Here is a 16,409-nt window from a genome sequence, read left to right as displayed (position 1 = left end):
AAAAACCATCTTATCCGCTTGACATACATATAATAATAAAGAGGAATGTAATTTGAATATTCTGGAATTTTCTTTACTAGTCTGGCTAGGAGCATTTAGCGCTGGCTTGGTAGGGGCGCTAACTGGGTTAGGGGGCGGGATAGTAATTGTTCCCTTATTAACTTCAGTATTTGGTGTTGATATTCGCTACGCGGTTGGTGCTTCCCTCGTGTCAGTAATCGCTACGTCCTTGGGAGCAGCATCTACATACATTAAAAAAGGCTACACCAATTTGCGATTGGGAATGTTTTTAGAGGTAGCGACAACCATTGGCGCCATAGTCGGAGCCTTGATTGCCACCTTTATTTCCGTGAAAATTCTGACTATCGTGTTGGCAATTGTGCTAATTTATTCAGCATACCTTTCTCAACAGCCTAGACTCGAACACCCTGAAGATGAGTCAGCAGATCCTCTAGCAGACTATCTGAAACTCAATAGTACTTACCCAACCCCTGATGGACTGATGTCTTACAAAGTGCATTCTATCCCAGCGGGATTTGGCGTGATGTTAATAGCTGGAGTGCTTTCTGGATTGCTGGGTATTGGTTCAGGAGGTTTCAAGGTATTAGCAATGGATCAAACCATGCGTTTACCCTTCAAAGTGTCTACCACCACTAGTAATTTTATGATCGGTGTCACAGCCGCAGCATCAGCAGGAGTTTACCTAGCACGGGGTTACATTGATCCAGCGCTGTCTATGCCGATTATGTTAGGGGTATTGCCTGGTGCTTTTTTGGGTGCAAGAATCCTCGTAGGAGCTAAAACCCAGATTTTAAGAATTATCTTCAGTTTTGTACTGGTGGTAATGGCTTTGAAGATGGTCTACAACAGTCTAATAGGGGGGCTGTAAAATGTATAAATTTAATTCTAGCGCTCAGTGGAAGTCATCAGCACAGCCAGAAACGGAAGTGGTAGCACTAGCCTTGGAGCCAGAAGATGCCGATCAGTTAAAAGAACAGCAAGTCAGCACCTTGTCACAGATACCTAATAGCTGTGAAATTGAGGTTAATCAGAACCTTAACAAAACACCAAGCGAGCAGCAACTAGAAATTTTACTCAGCGACTTGCTCAAATATGGAGTTCTGATTGCTAGCGCTGTCGTCTTGCTAGGGGGCATACTGTATTTGATTCGCCACGGTACCGAACCTGCTGAATATCAGATTTTTCGAGGAGAACCATCGGAATTTCGCTCGCCAGCCGGTGTAGTGAATGCAGTTTTATCTGGTAGCCGCCGTGGCATTATTCAACTTGGACTATTGATCCTAATTGCTACTCCAGTTTTGCGCGTGATAATTTCTCTATTAACTTTTTTACTACAACGAGAATTTATCTATGTGATTGTCACATCTCTAGTTCTGGCTAGTCTAACTTATAGCCTGATAGGAGCCTATTATTAATCCTCTTACTCAAGTAAAACTTAGTTAATTCAACCCATATTTTGTTGAATTAGTTTCGCAATATAAGTTTTAAATAAATCCAGCGTTTCCACAGGAAAACTTACTAGTAAAGCAGCAAATGCTAAACTCAAAAAACCGAGCAATAAAGCCAAGGTTCTGCCAAAGCACCCCGGATTAATTTCTGCAAAACCTAACTTTGTTTGTCCTAAAACAGCAATAGTTAGAAAAATAATTCCGGCTATCCACAAAGAGTTAGTTAAAGGAAAATTTGTCATCTTAATTAAGACTAGGCATCATTTTGATTATAGCAATAGCACAATCCTATCTGAGTTGCGTTGGCGTAGCCTGCCGTAGGCATAAAATCACCTTTTAAACGTAGACTAGGAGTGATGAGCTAGCGCGGTCTCTACGCCACGTGACTTTACTGTTTTGCCTCTAGCTCCGAGAGCTACGCTAACAAGTCTCTTAACCCTAGCCGAGGGTTGCCTCCTTTAAGCCTCTTAACTCTAGCCGAGCAGAGGATTTCGGCTTGTAGCTCTATTTTCAGACTAATTTGCTAAAACTAAGCACTGGTAGGACTTTCAAAAGCTAAAATTTCCAAGATTATCACCGCTGCACTAGACTTTTTCTCTGTTTTCCGAGTAAACTACACTAAGCTGGTAGGATATAGGTAGTTTACATGGAAAATGTCCAAAAAGTAAATCAAGTTCTGAGTACTGCCTCTGAGCAGTTAGAAAAAGTCGCTCAAGAAAACTTCAAAACAGACATTTGGAAAAAACTTAGAGGCGGATTATTACTAGTACTAGGTTATTTGCTATCCCCATTATGTTGGTGGAATGACTTATTATTTAATCTACCAATTGCTTACTTTTTTGGATATATCTGTAGCTTACTTTCCCCCAAATTATTACTACCCTGTACAATTATTGGCTACTGGCTTTCTAACATCATCGGTATACTCTTGATGCAAATTGGGTCAGTGGATGTTTTTCAAAAGGACGCCAAAGAGCGTAACCTTAAAAAAGAGTTATTTACAGGATTAATTTCTTCAACTGTTTTTACCTTGGTAATTATAGTATTGATTCAGTTAAAGATTCTGGATACTCCTGTTTTATTTACTAACTAATAGTTAACGCGCATGAATCAGTAAACACAGAGACTAAATTCTCTGATGTGGGTTTTATGCAATTTATATGACTATGCTTTCTTTATAGAGACGCGATGTATCGCGTCTTTGTTTTTTATGAAAAGCTCAATTGGCATAAGCTTTAATAAATTCCCGAAGATCCCAAAATTTTGGACTTTCTTTGCCCATAATTAATGGTAGTTTACCATTCCATTTTTCTATTGCTTGCCTTTGTAGTAATTCAGGCGTCAAATTATCACGCAGCAATCTTTGCGCCTCAGCCTCTCCTTTTGCTAGGTTGACTTTTGCCTCAGCTTCTTTTGTGGCTTTCAGGGCGATAAATTCTGCCCGTTTTGCTTCCTGTTCAGCGATTTGTTTGGCCTCCACCGCCTCACCAAAGAGTTCTGAGAAATGAACATGAACTAGAGAAATATCATCAACTGCAATGTGATAAGTACCCAGTCGCGTAGTTAATGTATCATCTACTCCACTTTTTACTTCTCCGCGTTTAGTAATAATTTCTTCAGCAGTATATTTAGCCATAACGGCTTTTAATACTTCTTCAACTGCTGGATTAATAATTCGGTCAACTATGTCTTTTTGTTCGCCAATTTGCTGAAAAATAGCATTGGCTTCTTCAGGGATAATATGCCAATTTAGGGCTACATCTGTAAAAACATCTTGCAGATCCTTAGATGAAGCCTCAGCAGAAATTTCTTGCTTTTGGACTCGAACGCTTAACTTTTTCACAGTATTAACTATGGGGATAATTATGTGAATTCCTTCGCCTAGTATCTGTTCTTGTACTTCACCAAATTCCATCAATACGCCCCGTTCCCCAGCACTGACAATCACAAAAGGCGTGAGGAATATAGTAATTAGAACTAAAAGTGCAGTCAGTTTACCAGCACTGTTAAAAGCTTGACTTTTTTTCATTGTTGAGGTGAAGCACTCTTCGTAATCATGCTCTAAACTCAAATAAAATGCAAAACTTTATTTAGCTCATGTTTTACTAACTAGACTCATCAGCTGCTTGTCTAAATCAATTAGATAGTCCTTACCATAAGCGCCGTTTTCTAAGGCTGTCACGAGATGACTGGGGATGTCTTGTCGGATTTCCTGGCTACAGGATGCAGCTGCGAGTGCGATCGCGGCCACTGTGTCTACATCTCCTGTAAAAGCGATACAATCTTGTAAAAGGTCGCTCATGCTGTCATTCCGCATCACCGCTGTAATTGCTGCCCTGACACTCATCCAGCCTTTAGACTTAACTTTACCTTGCCAAGGCTTAGACCAATCCCCAGATAATACATAACCTTCCAGAAACTGTCCTAATTTGCGTTTTGGCCCCAGTCGGTAAATAAAATAATGGGACATCAGCGCCGCTGCAACAGCGGCGTTAATGCCATCGGCTGTATTGTGGGTGATTGCGGCTTGAATTGTTGCCGCCTCGATAACTTTTTCAGGTGTAGGATAGACACCTATTGGTGCAGCGCGCATTGCTGCCCCACTTTTGTCGCTATCGGGGCGAATTCTTGCCAAAAACTCTGATCCATCCCGGATTTGTACCAGAAAATGGTAGAAGCTCCCCGCGTAACCTTCTCTGGGATCACGTTTGAAGGCTGTAACGAAACTATCGGCTAAAACTTTCGGCGTCCAAGGTGCTTGAGCAACTATCACTTCGGCGATGGCAATGCTCATCTGCGTGTCGTCAGTGTAGCTGCCTGGTATGAGTCGATGACGGGGATGTTGAACGTATCGACTCAAGTCGTTGGCAAATATCATCTCGTCAGCATATTCAAAGCCTGCACCATAGGCATCACCAATTGCCAACTCTAGCAGCATATTGTTATTAAACTAAGAATGGACGAGCCAGGAAAAAGCTAGTAATGGATTTAGCATCTATTGGTTCTCCTGCCACAATAGCTTTTTCCAGTTCTTCAGGGGTGAATAAAAAAGTTTCTATATCTTCGTCTGCGTCTTGCTTTGGTGGTGTCTCTAGCTTGGACAAACCTCTAGCGAGATAAGCATAGATAATCTCATCAGAATAACCGGGAGCAAGAAAAAATTCTCCCAGCTTATCCCACTTTTGCGCGTGGTAGCCAGTTTCTTCTTCAATTTCTCGTTTTATGGTATCTAGGGGTTCTTCGTTGGGTTCCACAGTACCTGCGGGGAATTCTAACACCCGTCCCTGAACTGCGAAACGATACTGGCGTACAAGTATCAGTTTACCTTCGGTCGTCACGGGCACAGCCAGAGCGCCACCAGGGTGACGAATACACTCCCATTCTCCCTCTGCTTTATTCGGTAAACGCAAGCGGTTGGCTTCAAAATTAAACTTGCGTCCTTTATAGAACAAGCGTTGTCTTAGCAGCTGTGGTAATTCTCTACCTAATGGCATAATAAAATTTGTTTGTCTGTAAATACACAGAATATATACGGGGCTTTCTGGCGGAATCAGGGTTCTTCTGCGTTTAATGATGGTAACTTTAATTGCCCATGACTAAATGTACATCAGAAGTGTCTACCTCTTTTAGTAAATCTTGGATCAAACGCCCAGAAACTGGTTCCAGCCAATTTGGGGCAATTTCTGCCAGTGGTACCAGCACAAAAGCCCGCTCTCGCATCCGGGGATGAGGAATCTGGAGAGTTGGCGTATCCACAATTAAGTCATCATATAACAACAAATCCAAATCAAGGGTTCGTGGCCCCCAATGTTCTTGACGCACACGCCCAAATTTTTGTTCAATTTCTAACAAAGTTTTTAACAAGGTTTGGGGCAAAATTTCTACTTGCAGTATGGCGCAACCATTCCAGTAATCAGGTTGTGGTGGACCCACGGCTTTGGTTTTATACCAACTGGATTTTGCTTCCAAGAAAATACCGGGTGTTTGGGCTAAATTTTCTAGAGCTGCTGCTAAGATTGCTTGTGAATCGCCCATGTTACTGCCAAGTGCGATCGCACTTGCTTTGAGTAAACCTCGCTCTAGGCTACTTTGGCTAGACTTCACCCCACCTGTTCCCAACGCTTTCAATAGTCTCTATCTTCCGTAAAATTATTTAATCTTTATAATTATTTTATACTAAACTATATTCATTTATGAATTCTCAAAGAACATTGTTCAGTACTGAATTTAGTTAATTATTTATGGGATATTATACTAACACAAAGATGGTGCGCTAACACCAAATTGTTCTGATGGTGTGAATATGGCAACGACTTTGAACAACGGTCAACTAAATTTAAGTATCTCTAACAAGGAAAAAGCTGCGATTGCCGCCTGGTAATCATCACGAAAATGAGGAGTCCACACATGAGAACTTACCACCGACAATGCTGGTGAAGGCAAAACAGTTACTGAGCCAGATGACAAATGTATCATCTGGGATGTTTGCCAGAATTGCCAGGAGCGATAAACCCTTTTATCGTCGTCTTTGGTTTTGGGCAGGCTTGGGTGTTGGCGGCGGCATTATCGCCTTTAACTACAGCATTGAGTCAATAGATCGCACTTTGCCAGATAAAGCTGAACTGAAAGCTGTGGTGCGAGAGCAAACTCTGACGATTAAAGCTGCTGATGGTACTATTTTACAACAGCAGGGAGAAGCGACCAGAGAACAGCTGAGGATAGAGCAAATACCAGATACCTTGAGAAAAGCTTTCATCGCCTCAGAAGATCGGAGATTTGAGCAACACAGCGGAGTTGATGCTCAGGGGATTGTCAGAGCAGTTTTGAACAATTTGCGATCGCAAGATGTAGTCGAAGGTGGTAGCACGATCACCCAACAGCTAGCGCGAATTCTCTTCCTCAAACAAGAGCGGACAATCTGGCGCAAGCTCAAGGAAGTCCGCCTGGCACAAAAAATAGAGCAAGAATTAACTAAAGACCAGATTCTGGAACGTTATCTGAATCTGGTTTATTTAGGTTCTGGAGCTTACGGTGTGGCAGATGCTTCCTGGGTGTACTTCAGTAAACCAGTGGATCAACTCACCTTGCCAGAAATGGCAACCATCGCCGGACTAGCACCCGCTCCCAGTATTTACGCCCCAGATAAAAATCCAACTGCGGCAATCACGCGGCGGAATCTGGTATTGCAGCGGATGCAGGAAGATGGATTTATTACAGCCGACCAAAAGCAAGCAGCAACACAGGAACAACTAACTCTGAAAAGTAGTTTGCCCAAGCGCTTGGAAGTAGCATCTCCCTACTTTACTAGCTACATTCAGAAAGAGTTGCCAAAGTACGTTGGAGCCGATGTCTTGGCTGGAGGGGGTTTAGTGGTGGAAACCACCTTGAACCTAACTTGGCAAGCAGCAGCAGAAGCAGCAGTTGCCAAAACTTTGAAAAATCAAGGTCGTTGGGAGAACTTTAAGCAAGCGGCTTTAGTAGCTATTGACCCTCGCAATGGTGAAATTCAGGCCATGGTTGGGGGAAAGGACTTTGGTAAAAATCAGTTTAATCGCGTTACTCAGGCGCAGCGACAGCCAGGCTCGACCTTTAAGGGGTTTGTATATGCCACTGCTATAGCTAGCGGCAAAAATCCTTACGACAGCTACCTGGATGCACCCCTTGTAGTGGATGGTTACGAGCCGAAAAACTACAGTTCCGACTTTCGGGGCTGGATAAACATCAGAGATGCCCTCACCCGCTCTGTGAATATAGTTGCAGTCAAGGTGTTGATAGACGTGGGATTTGAGCCAACGATTAAACTTGCCCATGATATGGGGATTAAATCGGAACTCAGGCCCACCTATTCTTTAGCTCTCGGCTCGAATGAAGTGAATCTGCTGGAATTGACCAGTGCTTACGGCAGCTTTGCCAATCAAGGATTGCACGCAGAAGTTCATGGGATTCGCCGCATCCTCAATCGCCGGGATGAGGTGGTTTGGTCAGCTGATTACCAGCCGAAGCGGGTCTTAGATGCTGATAGTGCTGCCATCATGACTTGGATGCTACGCAATGTTGTGGTGCAGGGAACTGGGAGTGCTGCCCAATTAAACAATAGACCGGTGGCTGGGAAAACAGGCACCTCTGACGAAGCTCGCGATTTGTGGTTTATTGGCTACATACCCCAAGTGGTGACAGGAGTTTGGCTAGGTAACGATAACAACCGCCCTACTTGGGGTAGCAGTGGTAGCGCTGCTTATACCTGGCATGAATTTATGGAAAAAGCCGTAGAGGGGATGCCTGTAGAAAAGTTTCCTGCACGACCTAAACTAGACGATCGCAAAGGCAGCATTAAAGCCAAGCCTGTCAAGCCCAAACGAATTGTGAATCGTCCTATTTCTACTGATCATGAAAAATCAGATGAAGATACGAATAGCAATTCTGAATCATCTACTAGAAGACGCAGAAGCAGCCGTCGCTATTCTCAATCAGAGCAGCAGCAGCAATCAGAGGATAAGCCAAGACGTAGACGGCGTTCTCAGCAGATAGATGACAATACGTCATCTAGACGGCAGCGTCGTGCGCGCAACACAGAATCAAGCGAGTCATCTCGATCAAGCGAATCATCTCGTCCAAAGCGGCGAGTGCGACAAGCAGAACCAGAGTCTCGGCGGTCTTCACCCCCCCCTAGCAATAGCTCCTCAGGTTCTTCATCGTCACAGCCTTCCTGGAGAGAGAGACTCAGACCAGGTCAATCTTCCTCAGAGTAAGTAGCAGGGGTTTCATTAAAGTTATCCTTTCATTGGCGGTTCCTTAGCCAAAATCTATTCGTTAGATGCGTAAACTCGGAAGCGCAACGCGGCATCACCCAATATCTTGTGTGAAACCGAGACTATATAAGCCGCCAACTAGCATTGGAACCGCCAATTTTGTCCAGGTTTTTCCCAAGCCAGAGGCAGAGAGAGATTAATTTTTAATTTCCCATCTCCCCACTCCTCTTTTTTTTTCTGCCTAAATAGCAAGTAATTCAAACTAGGGGGGGATGTAGATGATACGCTCGTCTTATACTCTTTGTTAAGAAGTATTACCTACACTAGGAGAATATACTCATGCATTTATTGCTCCAAATAGAAGCACCAGCAGCAGCAGGCTCCCATTTTCCCTTGGCTTTCACCTTAGTCTATGTAGTTGGTTTTATCGCTGCTGTCACCATTGGTTCCATTGCTTGGTACAACTCAAAACGTCCCGCAGGTTGGGAAAGCAAAGAGCGTCCTGACTTTGTACCAAAGGTTAATAAAGAAGAAACTCCAGGCCTGGGTGAACCGAAGTAGTAACTGGGTCATTGGTGATTGGTAATTGGTTGTTTATATTACCCATTACCCATTACCCATTACCCATTACCCATTACCAAAGTTGGATTAGTTTTGAACCTCAACCCAACGGCGGTAAAGCTTTTGAATTTGTTTAAGCAATACAGAATGGACTGGTTGGGTTGACTCATTTAACTTGGTTAACTCCTGTAATTTCGTCAGGAGTTTTGCTTCTTCAACGGCTACTTCACCATCACTGTAAATTAAGCCACTGATGGCTTCAATTAGATTTTCGCAATCTTCCAGGCTAGGACGATCGCCTAAATATTCTTTTACCCATTCATAGCACTCTTTTGGCTGTACGGGAACTAATTCATACAGCCAAGGTTTAATTTCTGGATCACTAGCCAAACCTTTTGCTTGAGCTATTTCGCGCAGATATTGCCGTTCTTCCGGCTGGATTCTGCCATCAATCCAAGCGGCTCCAATCAGGATTTTAACTAACTTTTTCACATGAGAATGAGTAGCCATTGCTGCCTCCTCTGGTAGATTCGGGCCTCCATCAAATGGTACAGTCACCGTTCGTATTCACTCGGAATTATTGGTTTTTCTTAAGCGCACCATAAAAAAGCCATCCATGTCCTGTTGATGGGGCCAGACTTTTAGCCAACCTGGCGGCACACTATAGGCAGAGTCGGGTAAATCAAGGCTGTCCGTCTCAATTTGCCAATGAGGATATTCAGCTAAAAATTGGGAAATTACGCCTTCATTCTCTGCCGGATGCAGGGTACAGGTGGCATAAACCAACACACCACCTTGTTTGACAAAAGTGGATGTATGCGCTAATAATTCTGTTTGCAGTAGCGAGAGTTCCCGAACAGATTCCGGAGTCTGTCGCCAACGCGCATCAGCATGGCGGTGCATAGTCCCCAAACCAGAGCATGGTGCATCTATTAATACGCGGTCAGCAGTGTTTTGAAATTGTGGTAAGTTGCGGCTGTCACCTGTGCAAATTTCAATTGAGTGCAAATTCAGCCGTTGAGCATTTTGTTGGAGTTTGCGGAGACGGGAGGGAGTGCGATCGCAAGCCCAGACTTTCCCATTATCCCCCATTAACTCGGCAATGTGGGTTGTTTTACCCCCCGGTGCAGCACAAACATCAATCACCACCTCACCCGGTTGGGGGTCGAGTAAATGGCTTACCAATTGAGCGCTACTATCTTGGACAGTCCACCAACCCTCACGAAATCCAGGTAAATTTTGAATCGGGCCAGTGCTACCAATCAATCGTAAAGCTTGGGGTAAACTGGGAATGCGCCTCACTAAAACACCAGCAGATTTAAATGCTGACTCAACTTGCTCAATTGAACTACGAAGCAGGTTTACCCGCAAATCAATAGTTGGCGTTTGGTTCATCCATTCACAAAGTTTTTCTGTCTCGACAAAACCCAGTTGTTCTAACCACACTTGAATTATCCAGTCAGGAAAGCTGTGCAAAATACCCAAGCGTTCCACCGGATTTTCTGGCAATTCTAACGGTTCTGGAGATTTTTCAGCCAGACGGATGTATTGACGCAATACACCATTCGCAAAACCTGTGAGTCCAGCAAAACCATTTTCCTTAGCTAGTTCAACGGTAGTATTTACAGCAGCAGAAGCAGGAATGCGTTCTTGATAGCGTAGTTGGTATAAGCCTAGATGTAGGATGGTGCGGAGGTCTGGCGGTTGTTGCTGAGATTTTTTTGTAGCCAGTTGGTCGATGAGGGCGTCGAGGGTGCGCTGTCTTCTGACACTGCCATAAACTAATTCTGTAACCAAACGGCGATCGCGATCTGCCAAATTAATTTTTTGTAGCACTCGGTCTAAAGCAACATCAGCATAAGCCCCCTTGTGAACATCTCGCAGGGCATTAAAAGCTATTTGACGGGGGTTAGTCATGGAAATATTTAAAGTATTATTTTAAAATAACCTCCTTTTTCTAGAGGTAATAAACTTTAGTTTGTTTCAACACTCTAAATTGCATTATTTTTTACAGCCACCAGCCTAACCAACTCTACGTCTAACTCCAACACCTCAGCTATTTGCTCTACAGATGCACCTAAACTCAACTTGACACTCCCGACCCTGCCTGACGGCTGAGGGTCAGGATTCTGTAATCTATGTCGCAACTTGTTCTACCAGGTTTGCACCCTTCGGGTTCGCCAGTCGCTGGATACTTTCGTCATTGTCCGCCATCCCCTCCCTACTTCGTTGAGGAAGGGGTATTACGGCGCTTTTGATAAAGCATCATTTTTGGGAACAAAGACACCATCAATACTGAAAGCGACTTGTTTAACTTCGACGGATGAAAATTGGTAGGTATTAGCCGTTTCTGGGGGTTCGTTGATGAGTTCAAAGAAAAAGCTAGGGAAGCTTTGGAATAGACGGTAGAATATAGTATTTGTTTTCACGCTGGTTGATGCTGGGTTAGTGGCGTAAGTTTTTAATTTTTAATTTTTTAAGCTTCTATTTCCAATCCAACACCTTCATACAACAATTCAATCGGAAACTCAAATTCAATACTTGATAAAGTGATGATATCTCCAGCAATGTAGGGATAATAAAGCCACATTCTGCCCTCTCCCCGACAGTAACGTTCAACAGAGATTTTTTCCGAGTCAATCAAGATATACTCTTGTAAAGTGGGTATTTTTAGGTAATATGTGAATTTTTCACCCCTATCTTTAGCACTTGTACCAGGGGAAAGGACTTCCGCAATTAATTTGGGATTTTGAATAAATTTGCGAGCGTTAATGTCTTGAGAGTCACAACTGACGATAACATCAGGATAGTAATATGGACTTTTAGGACTAACTTGCACCTTCACATCTGACACGTTCACTCGACAACCTCTAGAACGCAGATGAGGGTACAGGGTTCTGTAAAGATTTAGAGCAATATCATTATGGGGAATTGTCCCACCAGTCATAGCAAACACTTCGCCATGGACATATTCGTAGCGAAGGTCTTGCTGAGGTTCCCATTGGAGATATTCCTCAATGGTCATTTGCTGCGGTTGTTGGGGAATGGCTATCATAACAAGATTTTTTCTAGCTTGCTTTGATTGTAGCCAATGGTTAGCATTTGAGGCGTTGAAAGTCGGAAGCAGCGAATCTCTCAAAACTTTTTGGTTTTGAGAGATAAACCTCTTTATCAGCCCCCCTAACGAGACAGATATGGGCTTACGCTGTTGCTTTCAAGCTCACAAGCTTTAGAAACTACTTCTGCGGGTAATTTATCAAAACTGATTAATGGTAAATGAGCGGGATTGGCTATCAGTTCTTTGGCTAATAAATAGCCAGTAATTGTCCAGGTTTGATATTTCCTAGCTTGTTTACCAATTAGTCGCCCTTTCTTGCCATCGTAATATTCTGGCCATTCATCTTCACCTAAACGTGATTGGGCAATTTCAATCGCCTTTTCTGCCAAACTTGTTCTCTTAGTTTTCACTGCTGCGGCTGCTAACATCCACATTAAAACAGGCCAGCTACCAGCATTATGATATGACCAAGGTATATTTTTTGGATCACATCCCGTGACAACTCTGTACTCTTCATGTTCCAAAGCTGGAAAACAGATTTTCATCGGCATATCTCCCACCAAATCGTCCCATCGTTTCTCAATGAGATTCATAATGGCTTGGGACTGCTTCTCAGTAGCCAGATCAGAAACTATCGCCATTAAGTTTCCCAGTGAAAAGAAGCGAGTATCTAACTGCGATGGGCCAACATTCCCTGCTAAATAACCACCTTTTTTTGGTAGCCATTTATCTAAGTCATAATAAGGTAGGGAATCTGCATAGATGTTAAAAAGATTAACAGCCGCTTTGCCATATTCTTCACTCTTGAAGCGATAAATTGCATTTAGGCGATTAATATCTATCCAATAATGTTGACGAATATGACCACATAGCAGCGGTAATCGGTTATCAATTGCTTCAACAATCTCTTCATTTCCTCGACAAACTAGTAACTCACGAGCTGCACGCAATGCTGTAAAAAATAAAACTTGGATTTCCAACGGATGACCATAAATACCCATCCGCCGATCAATCATGCAAGCACCATCTGGAACTAACAGCGTTGGATACATATCAAAGCGATTAGCCAAGCAAATATCCATAATTAACCTGATGCCCTTTTGGAATTCAGGTTGATAGGCTAGAGAATAATCGTTTGTCGCAACTACATAAGCACGCAACAAAATCAGCCACCACAGGCAAGAATCAACTGGTGTTACTCTGGCGATCGCATGTTCACCAAAATCTGCTTCTAAAACTTCTTCTCCATCTGATGAAATAACTTTGAAGCTAGCTGGTATCAAACCACGACCAGGTTTATAGGCATCTAATGCCTTTTCTTTAGGCTGTAACTTTAATGTTTCTTCTAGAAAATTGCGAACAATATCTGTTCTACCTTTAATCAAAAAAATTAAGGCGGAAGAGACAAAGTCTCGGATAAAGCACTGGTCATAATTAAGCGCCTCAACAGAGGGATCGTAGGCAGCTAAAGTACCTACAGGACGCCCTTGATAGTAGAGAATTGAATTTTCTAGTGCTTGCCATGCCTCATTTTCTATATTTTCAGTTTCGCCTAATTCGTTTAGTTGCATTGCTAGAATAACTCCATTAAGAACGTGAATTTGTGGTAAATGCGTTTTTGTTTATTATTTCAGCTAGTCTCAGCATAACAAAAATGGTTTTTTAAAATAGCAAATATAAATAACTTTTGGGGAAATCTAATAATCATTAAATCATCTCAGCTAAAAATGCTGATTGTTATGCATTTAATTTGCTTGTAATCAATTTTTATTTTGGTGAATTATAGTTAGTTCTAATTCAATTCAAGCCATAAAATATTACCTAAAAACAGTCGCACAAGATATATTTTTAGCTGATTCATAGCCCCGTTTTTATCTTCGGAGCTTTGCTTCACTAAACAAAAACATATCTCTGGTGCTGTTCAAGGTTTTTGTGAAGTTTAAACCCCTTGCAGTATATTCACTCAATGAGGATTTAGTTATTTAAATTACAAGTTAAATTATTCCCCTATAAGTTAACAATTTATAACGTTTTTCCCCAATAAGCAAGATGAATGACTGAAGAATTTAGAATGTCAATATTCCTGAAGGGTTATATCCTGATTGTAACCTATTGATTCCTGAGCAGACGAGCTTCTGGCAGTAAAATCGAAAATGGCAAAGTATAGAAGAGTAAATGCCTCTCATAGCTTTTATTCCTGCCCCAGAAAGTAACTAAAGGCTATAAAATAGAAAATTAAGTATTTTTTTATCACACAACCTTAATAAGTCCAGTTAAAGAATAGTAACTCTACTCAAGGCATTATGAGTAAGATGGCTTTATTTAAAAGAAAAATTAAGCCAGATAGCATTCTATAGAGCTAATTGGTAAACTATTCTGGTATTTATCCATTTTTCCTGGCTTTATTGTCTAATAACTTCAATTTTAAAAGGCACACAACTGGAGTTTGCTACACCAGTTTCTATTGTAGAAGGAATGTAGCAGGTTTTGTTCCATGAGCGATCGCACTTTCCGCTTTTCTCAGTGTTTGCCAGTTAAGATTATGTAACTAATTAATCAAATATCTTTTATCCGTCAGCTGTCAATTGCGCCTGAAACTCCCGATAAGCTTGATTAACTGCTTGCATAGAAGCTTTTGCACTTACAGAATTGTTAACATCAGGATGATACAATTTGGCTAATCCCAGGTAGGCAAGCTTAGCCTCTTTGGGGTGCGTATACTGATCTACGCCCAAAACTTGCCACCATTCCCCTGATAAAATGCGGTTAGGTGTGAATTGATCAAAACCTGGCATTTGCTGCCAAATCTTGATGCTGCCGTTATTACCGCCACTTAAAAGCGTTTTACCATCGGGATGGAAGGCAAGAGGACTACAGCCAGAAAGCGTTTTCAGTAATTCCCCAGTTTGGATATGCCAAAGTTTGATTATGCCATCTCTGCTGCTACTGGCGAGGGTTTGTCCATCGAGACTGATAGATAGGGACAGAACCGCCGTTGAATGTCCAGTAAGGGTGCAGAATAATTCGCCGGTGTGGAGATTCCACAGCTTAATTGTGGTGTCATTACTTCCAATAATCAGAGTTTGACTATCTGGACTAATGACAACTGTATTTACTGCTGCTGAATGTTGAGTTAAGATACACCGCTGTTGATAATTTTGTAAATCCCAAAGTCTGATAGTTTTATCAGCACTGCTACTAACCAGCGTTTTGCCGTCGGGACTAATCGCAACAGCTAAAACTGCATCTGTATGTCCGTTTAAGGTTCGTTGGAAATTTCCCGTGTAGCGTCCCCACAGTCTAATAGTTTTATCGTTACTAGCACTAGCAATACTTGTTCCATCTGGACTGTAAGCAAGGGCGTGAATAAAGCCGTTATGACTGTAGGGAGAAGTTAAATAAGAAAATGTGCGGTTAAATTTTTTTGTATCTAGTTGCCAACTGCTGATTTTGCGATCGCTTCCAGCGGGCGCTCCGCGCCATCGCAACTACCACTAACAATCTGCTTACCGTCGGGACTGATAGCCACAGCTAACACGGCTTCTGCTTGCCCAGAAAAAGTATACAGCCATTTTCCTGTTTTCAAGTTCCACAGATGAACCTGTCTGTCATCGCTACCGCTGATAAAGGTATTACCATCGGGATGAATAGCGATCGCATTTACAGCGGCTGTATGTCCCTTGAGAGTCTGTACACACCTCCAAGTTTCCGGCGTCTGGCTTGTGATAATTACTGTTTCTGGTTCAATCTTGGGAGTGGAAGATTCCGGCTGCTTTAATTTAGCCTTCAGCGCTTGTAACTCATCCTCAACTTCCAAAGCGGCAAATTTTGAATTGATATCCTCACCAGATAAATCTAGCTCAATCACAGCAGCGCTGTATAAAACTTTTTCTTCCATCCGCTCAAAAACTTGTTCAGGAGTTTCTTTAACTCCAGATTCGTCTAACAGTTTGGCGACACCATAGGCAGCAAGTCCCATCACCGCACCAACTCCCGCCATTGGTATTGTACCCACGCCAAACGCTAAACCAATTTTTGGTGCAACAATTCCTATCCCACCAACAACGCTGGAAAAGCCTGCACCACCAAAAGCGCCAATTCCCATCGCACCAAAAGCTGCTGCATCTCCTTCTGCGATCGCTTTGAAGGTACCATACACAGCAGCACCAGCAACAGCACCAGCAGCAGTTACAGGAGTCGCGCCAATTCCCACAGCGCCAAATCCGCCTGCTAATCCCATTCCACCAACTGTTGAGGAGATTCCCGCACCTGCTAGGGTTCCGCCGGCGATGAATGCTGCACCTGTTTGGGAGTTTGGTGTCATTGGTTTGTGTTTGGAGGGGTTGAAAAGTAACGAACCGCAGAGGCGCAGAGGACGCAGAGAGAAATATTAGATAATTTTAGAGTAGCTGAGTTAAATGGCGATCGCTTTTTCTTCTCCGTTTGGCAATTTGGTCATACTTCCATAGCAATTCGCTGAACACCGACAAATTCTGGGTGTTGATATGATTTATTTTAGAGTACTTTGAGTGTGCGATCGCTTTTCTAGTATTATGTATTCCCCAAAACTAA

Annotated in this window: 16 protein-coding genes and 1 pseudogene; 5 read left to right on the top strand and 12 right to left on the bottom strand. The window is 42.7% G+C overall.

All coding sequences use genetic code 11. The features are described 5' to 3' along the window. The first annotated feature begins 52 nt into the window (after positions 1-52). Entirely contained in the window at positions 53-889 is an 837-nt protein-coding gene (locus CYLST_RS12805) for a sulfite exporter TauE/SafE family protein (RefSeq protein ID WP_015208149.1), read from the top strand. A 1-nt stretch (position 890) separates the two neighbouring features. Beyond that, positions 891-1,436 (top strand): DUF1634 domain-containing protein, encoded by a 546-nt coding sequence (locus CYLST_RS12800; protein WP_015208148.1) that lies wholly within the window; start codon positions 891-893, stop codon positions 1,434-1,436. Positions 1,437-1,465: 29 nt separating this feature from the next. Here the strand turns inward: CYLST_RS12800 and CYLST_RS12795 are convergent, their stop codons facing one another. Beyond that, a complete protein-coding gene (locus CYLST_RS12795) occupies positions 1,466-1,711 on the bottom strand; it encodes a hypothetical protein (RefSeq protein ID WP_015208147.1) in 246 nt (81 codons plus the stop codon). Between the two features lie 404 nt (positions 1,712-2,115). Between CYLST_RS12795 and CYLST_RS12790 the strand changes: the two genes are divergently transcribed. Then, the gene (locus CYLST_RS12790; protein WP_015208146.1) at positions 2,116-2,562 is read left to right on the top strand and encodes a DUF7980 family protein; all 447 of its coding nucleotides are present in this window, start codon (positions 2,116-2,118) and stop codon (positions 2,560-2,562) included. A 126-nt stretch (positions 2,563-2,688) separates the two neighbouring features. Here CYLST_RS12790 and CYLST_RS12785 read toward each other — a convergent pair whose 3' ends face one another. The 4 genes from CYLST_RS12785 to folK all read right to left on the bottom strand — a co-directional run bounded on the left by CYLST_RS12785 (position 2,689) and on the right by folK (position 5,504). After that, on the bottom strand, positions 2,689-3,498 hold the full coding sequence (locus tag CYLST_RS12785; RefSeq protein WP_015208145.1) for a prohibitin family protein: 810 nt from the start codon (positions 3,496-3,498) through the stop codon (positions 2,689-2,691). Positions 3,499-3,564: 66 nt separating this feature from the next. After that, complete coding sequence (locus tag CYLST_RS12780; protein ID WP_015208144.1) at positions 3,565-4,407, bottom strand: ADP-ribosylglycohydrolase family protein; 843 nt, start codon at positions 4,405-4,407, stop codon at positions 3,565-3,567. A 7-nt stretch (positions 4,408-4,414) separates the two neighbouring features. After that, positions 4,415-4,963: an NUDIX hydrolase gene (locus CYLST_RS12775; protein WP_015208143.1), complete on the bottom strand. Its 549-nt coding sequence runs from the start codon at positions 4,961-4,963 to the stop codon at positions 4,415-4,417. A gap of 88 nt (positions 4,964-5,051) precedes the next feature. Beyond that, positions 5,052-5,504 (bottom strand): 2-amino-4-hydroxy-6-hydroxymethyldihydropteridine diphosphokinase, encoded by a 453-nt coding sequence (gene folK, locus CYLST_RS12770; protein ID WP_245587518.1) that lies wholly within the window; start codon positions 5,502-5,504, stop codon positions 5,052-5,054. Between the two features lie 392 nt (positions 5,505-5,896). Here folK and CYLST_RS12765 point away from each other — a divergent pair, with 392 nt between their 5' ends. Next, positions 5,897-8,218 (top strand): transglycosylase domain-containing protein, encoded by a 2,322-nt coding sequence (locus CYLST_RS12765; RefSeq protein WP_085960609.1) that lies wholly within the window; start codon positions 5,897-5,899, stop codon positions 8,216-8,218. Between the two features lie 339 nt (positions 8,219-8,557). Further along, the gene (psb35, locus tag CYLST_RS12760) at positions 8,558-8,779 is read left to right on the top strand and encodes a photosystem II assembly protein Psb35 (protein WP_015208140.1); all 222 of its coding nucleotides are present in this window, start codon (positions 8,558-8,560) and stop codon (positions 8,777-8,779) included. 87 nt (positions 8,780-8,866) lie between these two features. On the opposite strand, the gene CYLST_RS12755 is transcribed toward psb35, so the two are convergent. The 7 genes and pseudogenes from CYLST_RS12755 to CYLST_RS35905 all read right to left on the bottom strand — a co-directional run bounded on the left by CYLST_RS12755 (position 8,867) and on the right by CYLST_RS35905 (position 16,161). After that, a complete protein-coding gene (locus CYLST_RS12755) occupies positions 8,867-9,289 on the bottom strand; it encodes a tellurite resistance TerB family protein (protein WP_015208139.1) in 423 nt (140 codons plus the stop codon). Positions 9,290-9,346: 57 nt separating this feature from the next. Next, positions 9,347-10,696 carry a 16S rRNA (cytosine(967)-C(5))-methyltransferase gene (locus CYLST_RS12750; protein WP_015208138.1) on the bottom strand — a complete coding sequence of 450 codons (1,350 nt, stop codon included), beginning with the start codon at positions 10,694-10,696 and terminating at the stop codon, positions 9,347-9,349. 347 nt (positions 10,697-11,043) lie between these two features. Further along, positions 11,044-11,208 (bottom strand): annotated as a pseudogene (locus CYLST_RS33350) (DUF2887 domain-containing protein); the annotation flags it as partial. Between the two features lie 47 nt (positions 11,209-11,255). Beyond that, positions 11,256-11,834 carry a Uma2 family endonuclease gene (locus CYLST_RS12745; protein ID WP_015208137.1) on the bottom strand — a complete coding sequence of 193 codons (579 nt, stop codon included), beginning with the start codon at positions 11,832-11,834 and terminating at the stop codon, positions 11,256-11,258. A gap of 125 nt (positions 11,835-11,959) precedes the next feature. Beyond that, a complete protein-coding gene (locus tag CYLST_RS12740) occupies positions 11,960-13,408 on the bottom strand; it encodes a glycoside hydrolase 100 family protein (protein WP_015208136.1) in 1,449 nt (482 codons plus the stop codon). A gap of 996 nt (positions 13,409-14,404) precedes the next feature. Next, entirely contained in the window at positions 14,405-15,325 is a 921-nt protein-coding gene (locus CYLST_RS35910; RefSeq protein WP_245587500.1) for a DnaJ domain-containing protein, read from the bottom strand. Continuing rightward, entirely contained in the window at positions 15,268-16,161 is an 894-nt protein-coding gene (locus CYLST_RS35905) for a hypothetical protein (RefSeq protein ID WP_245587499.1), read from the bottom strand. Before CYLST_RS35905 ends, CYLST_RS35910 begins: the two co-directional genes overlap by 58 nt. Positions 16,162-16,409: the final 248 nt, after the last annotated feature.

Source organism: Cylindrospermum stagnale PCC 7417, from assembly GCF_000317535.1.
Classification (GTDB): domain Bacteria; phylum Cyanobacteriota; class Cyanobacteriia; order Cyanobacteriales; family Nostocaceae; genus Cylindrospermum; species Cylindrospermum stagnale.
This window is presented reverse-complemented; position numbering and strand designations above follow the sequence as displayed.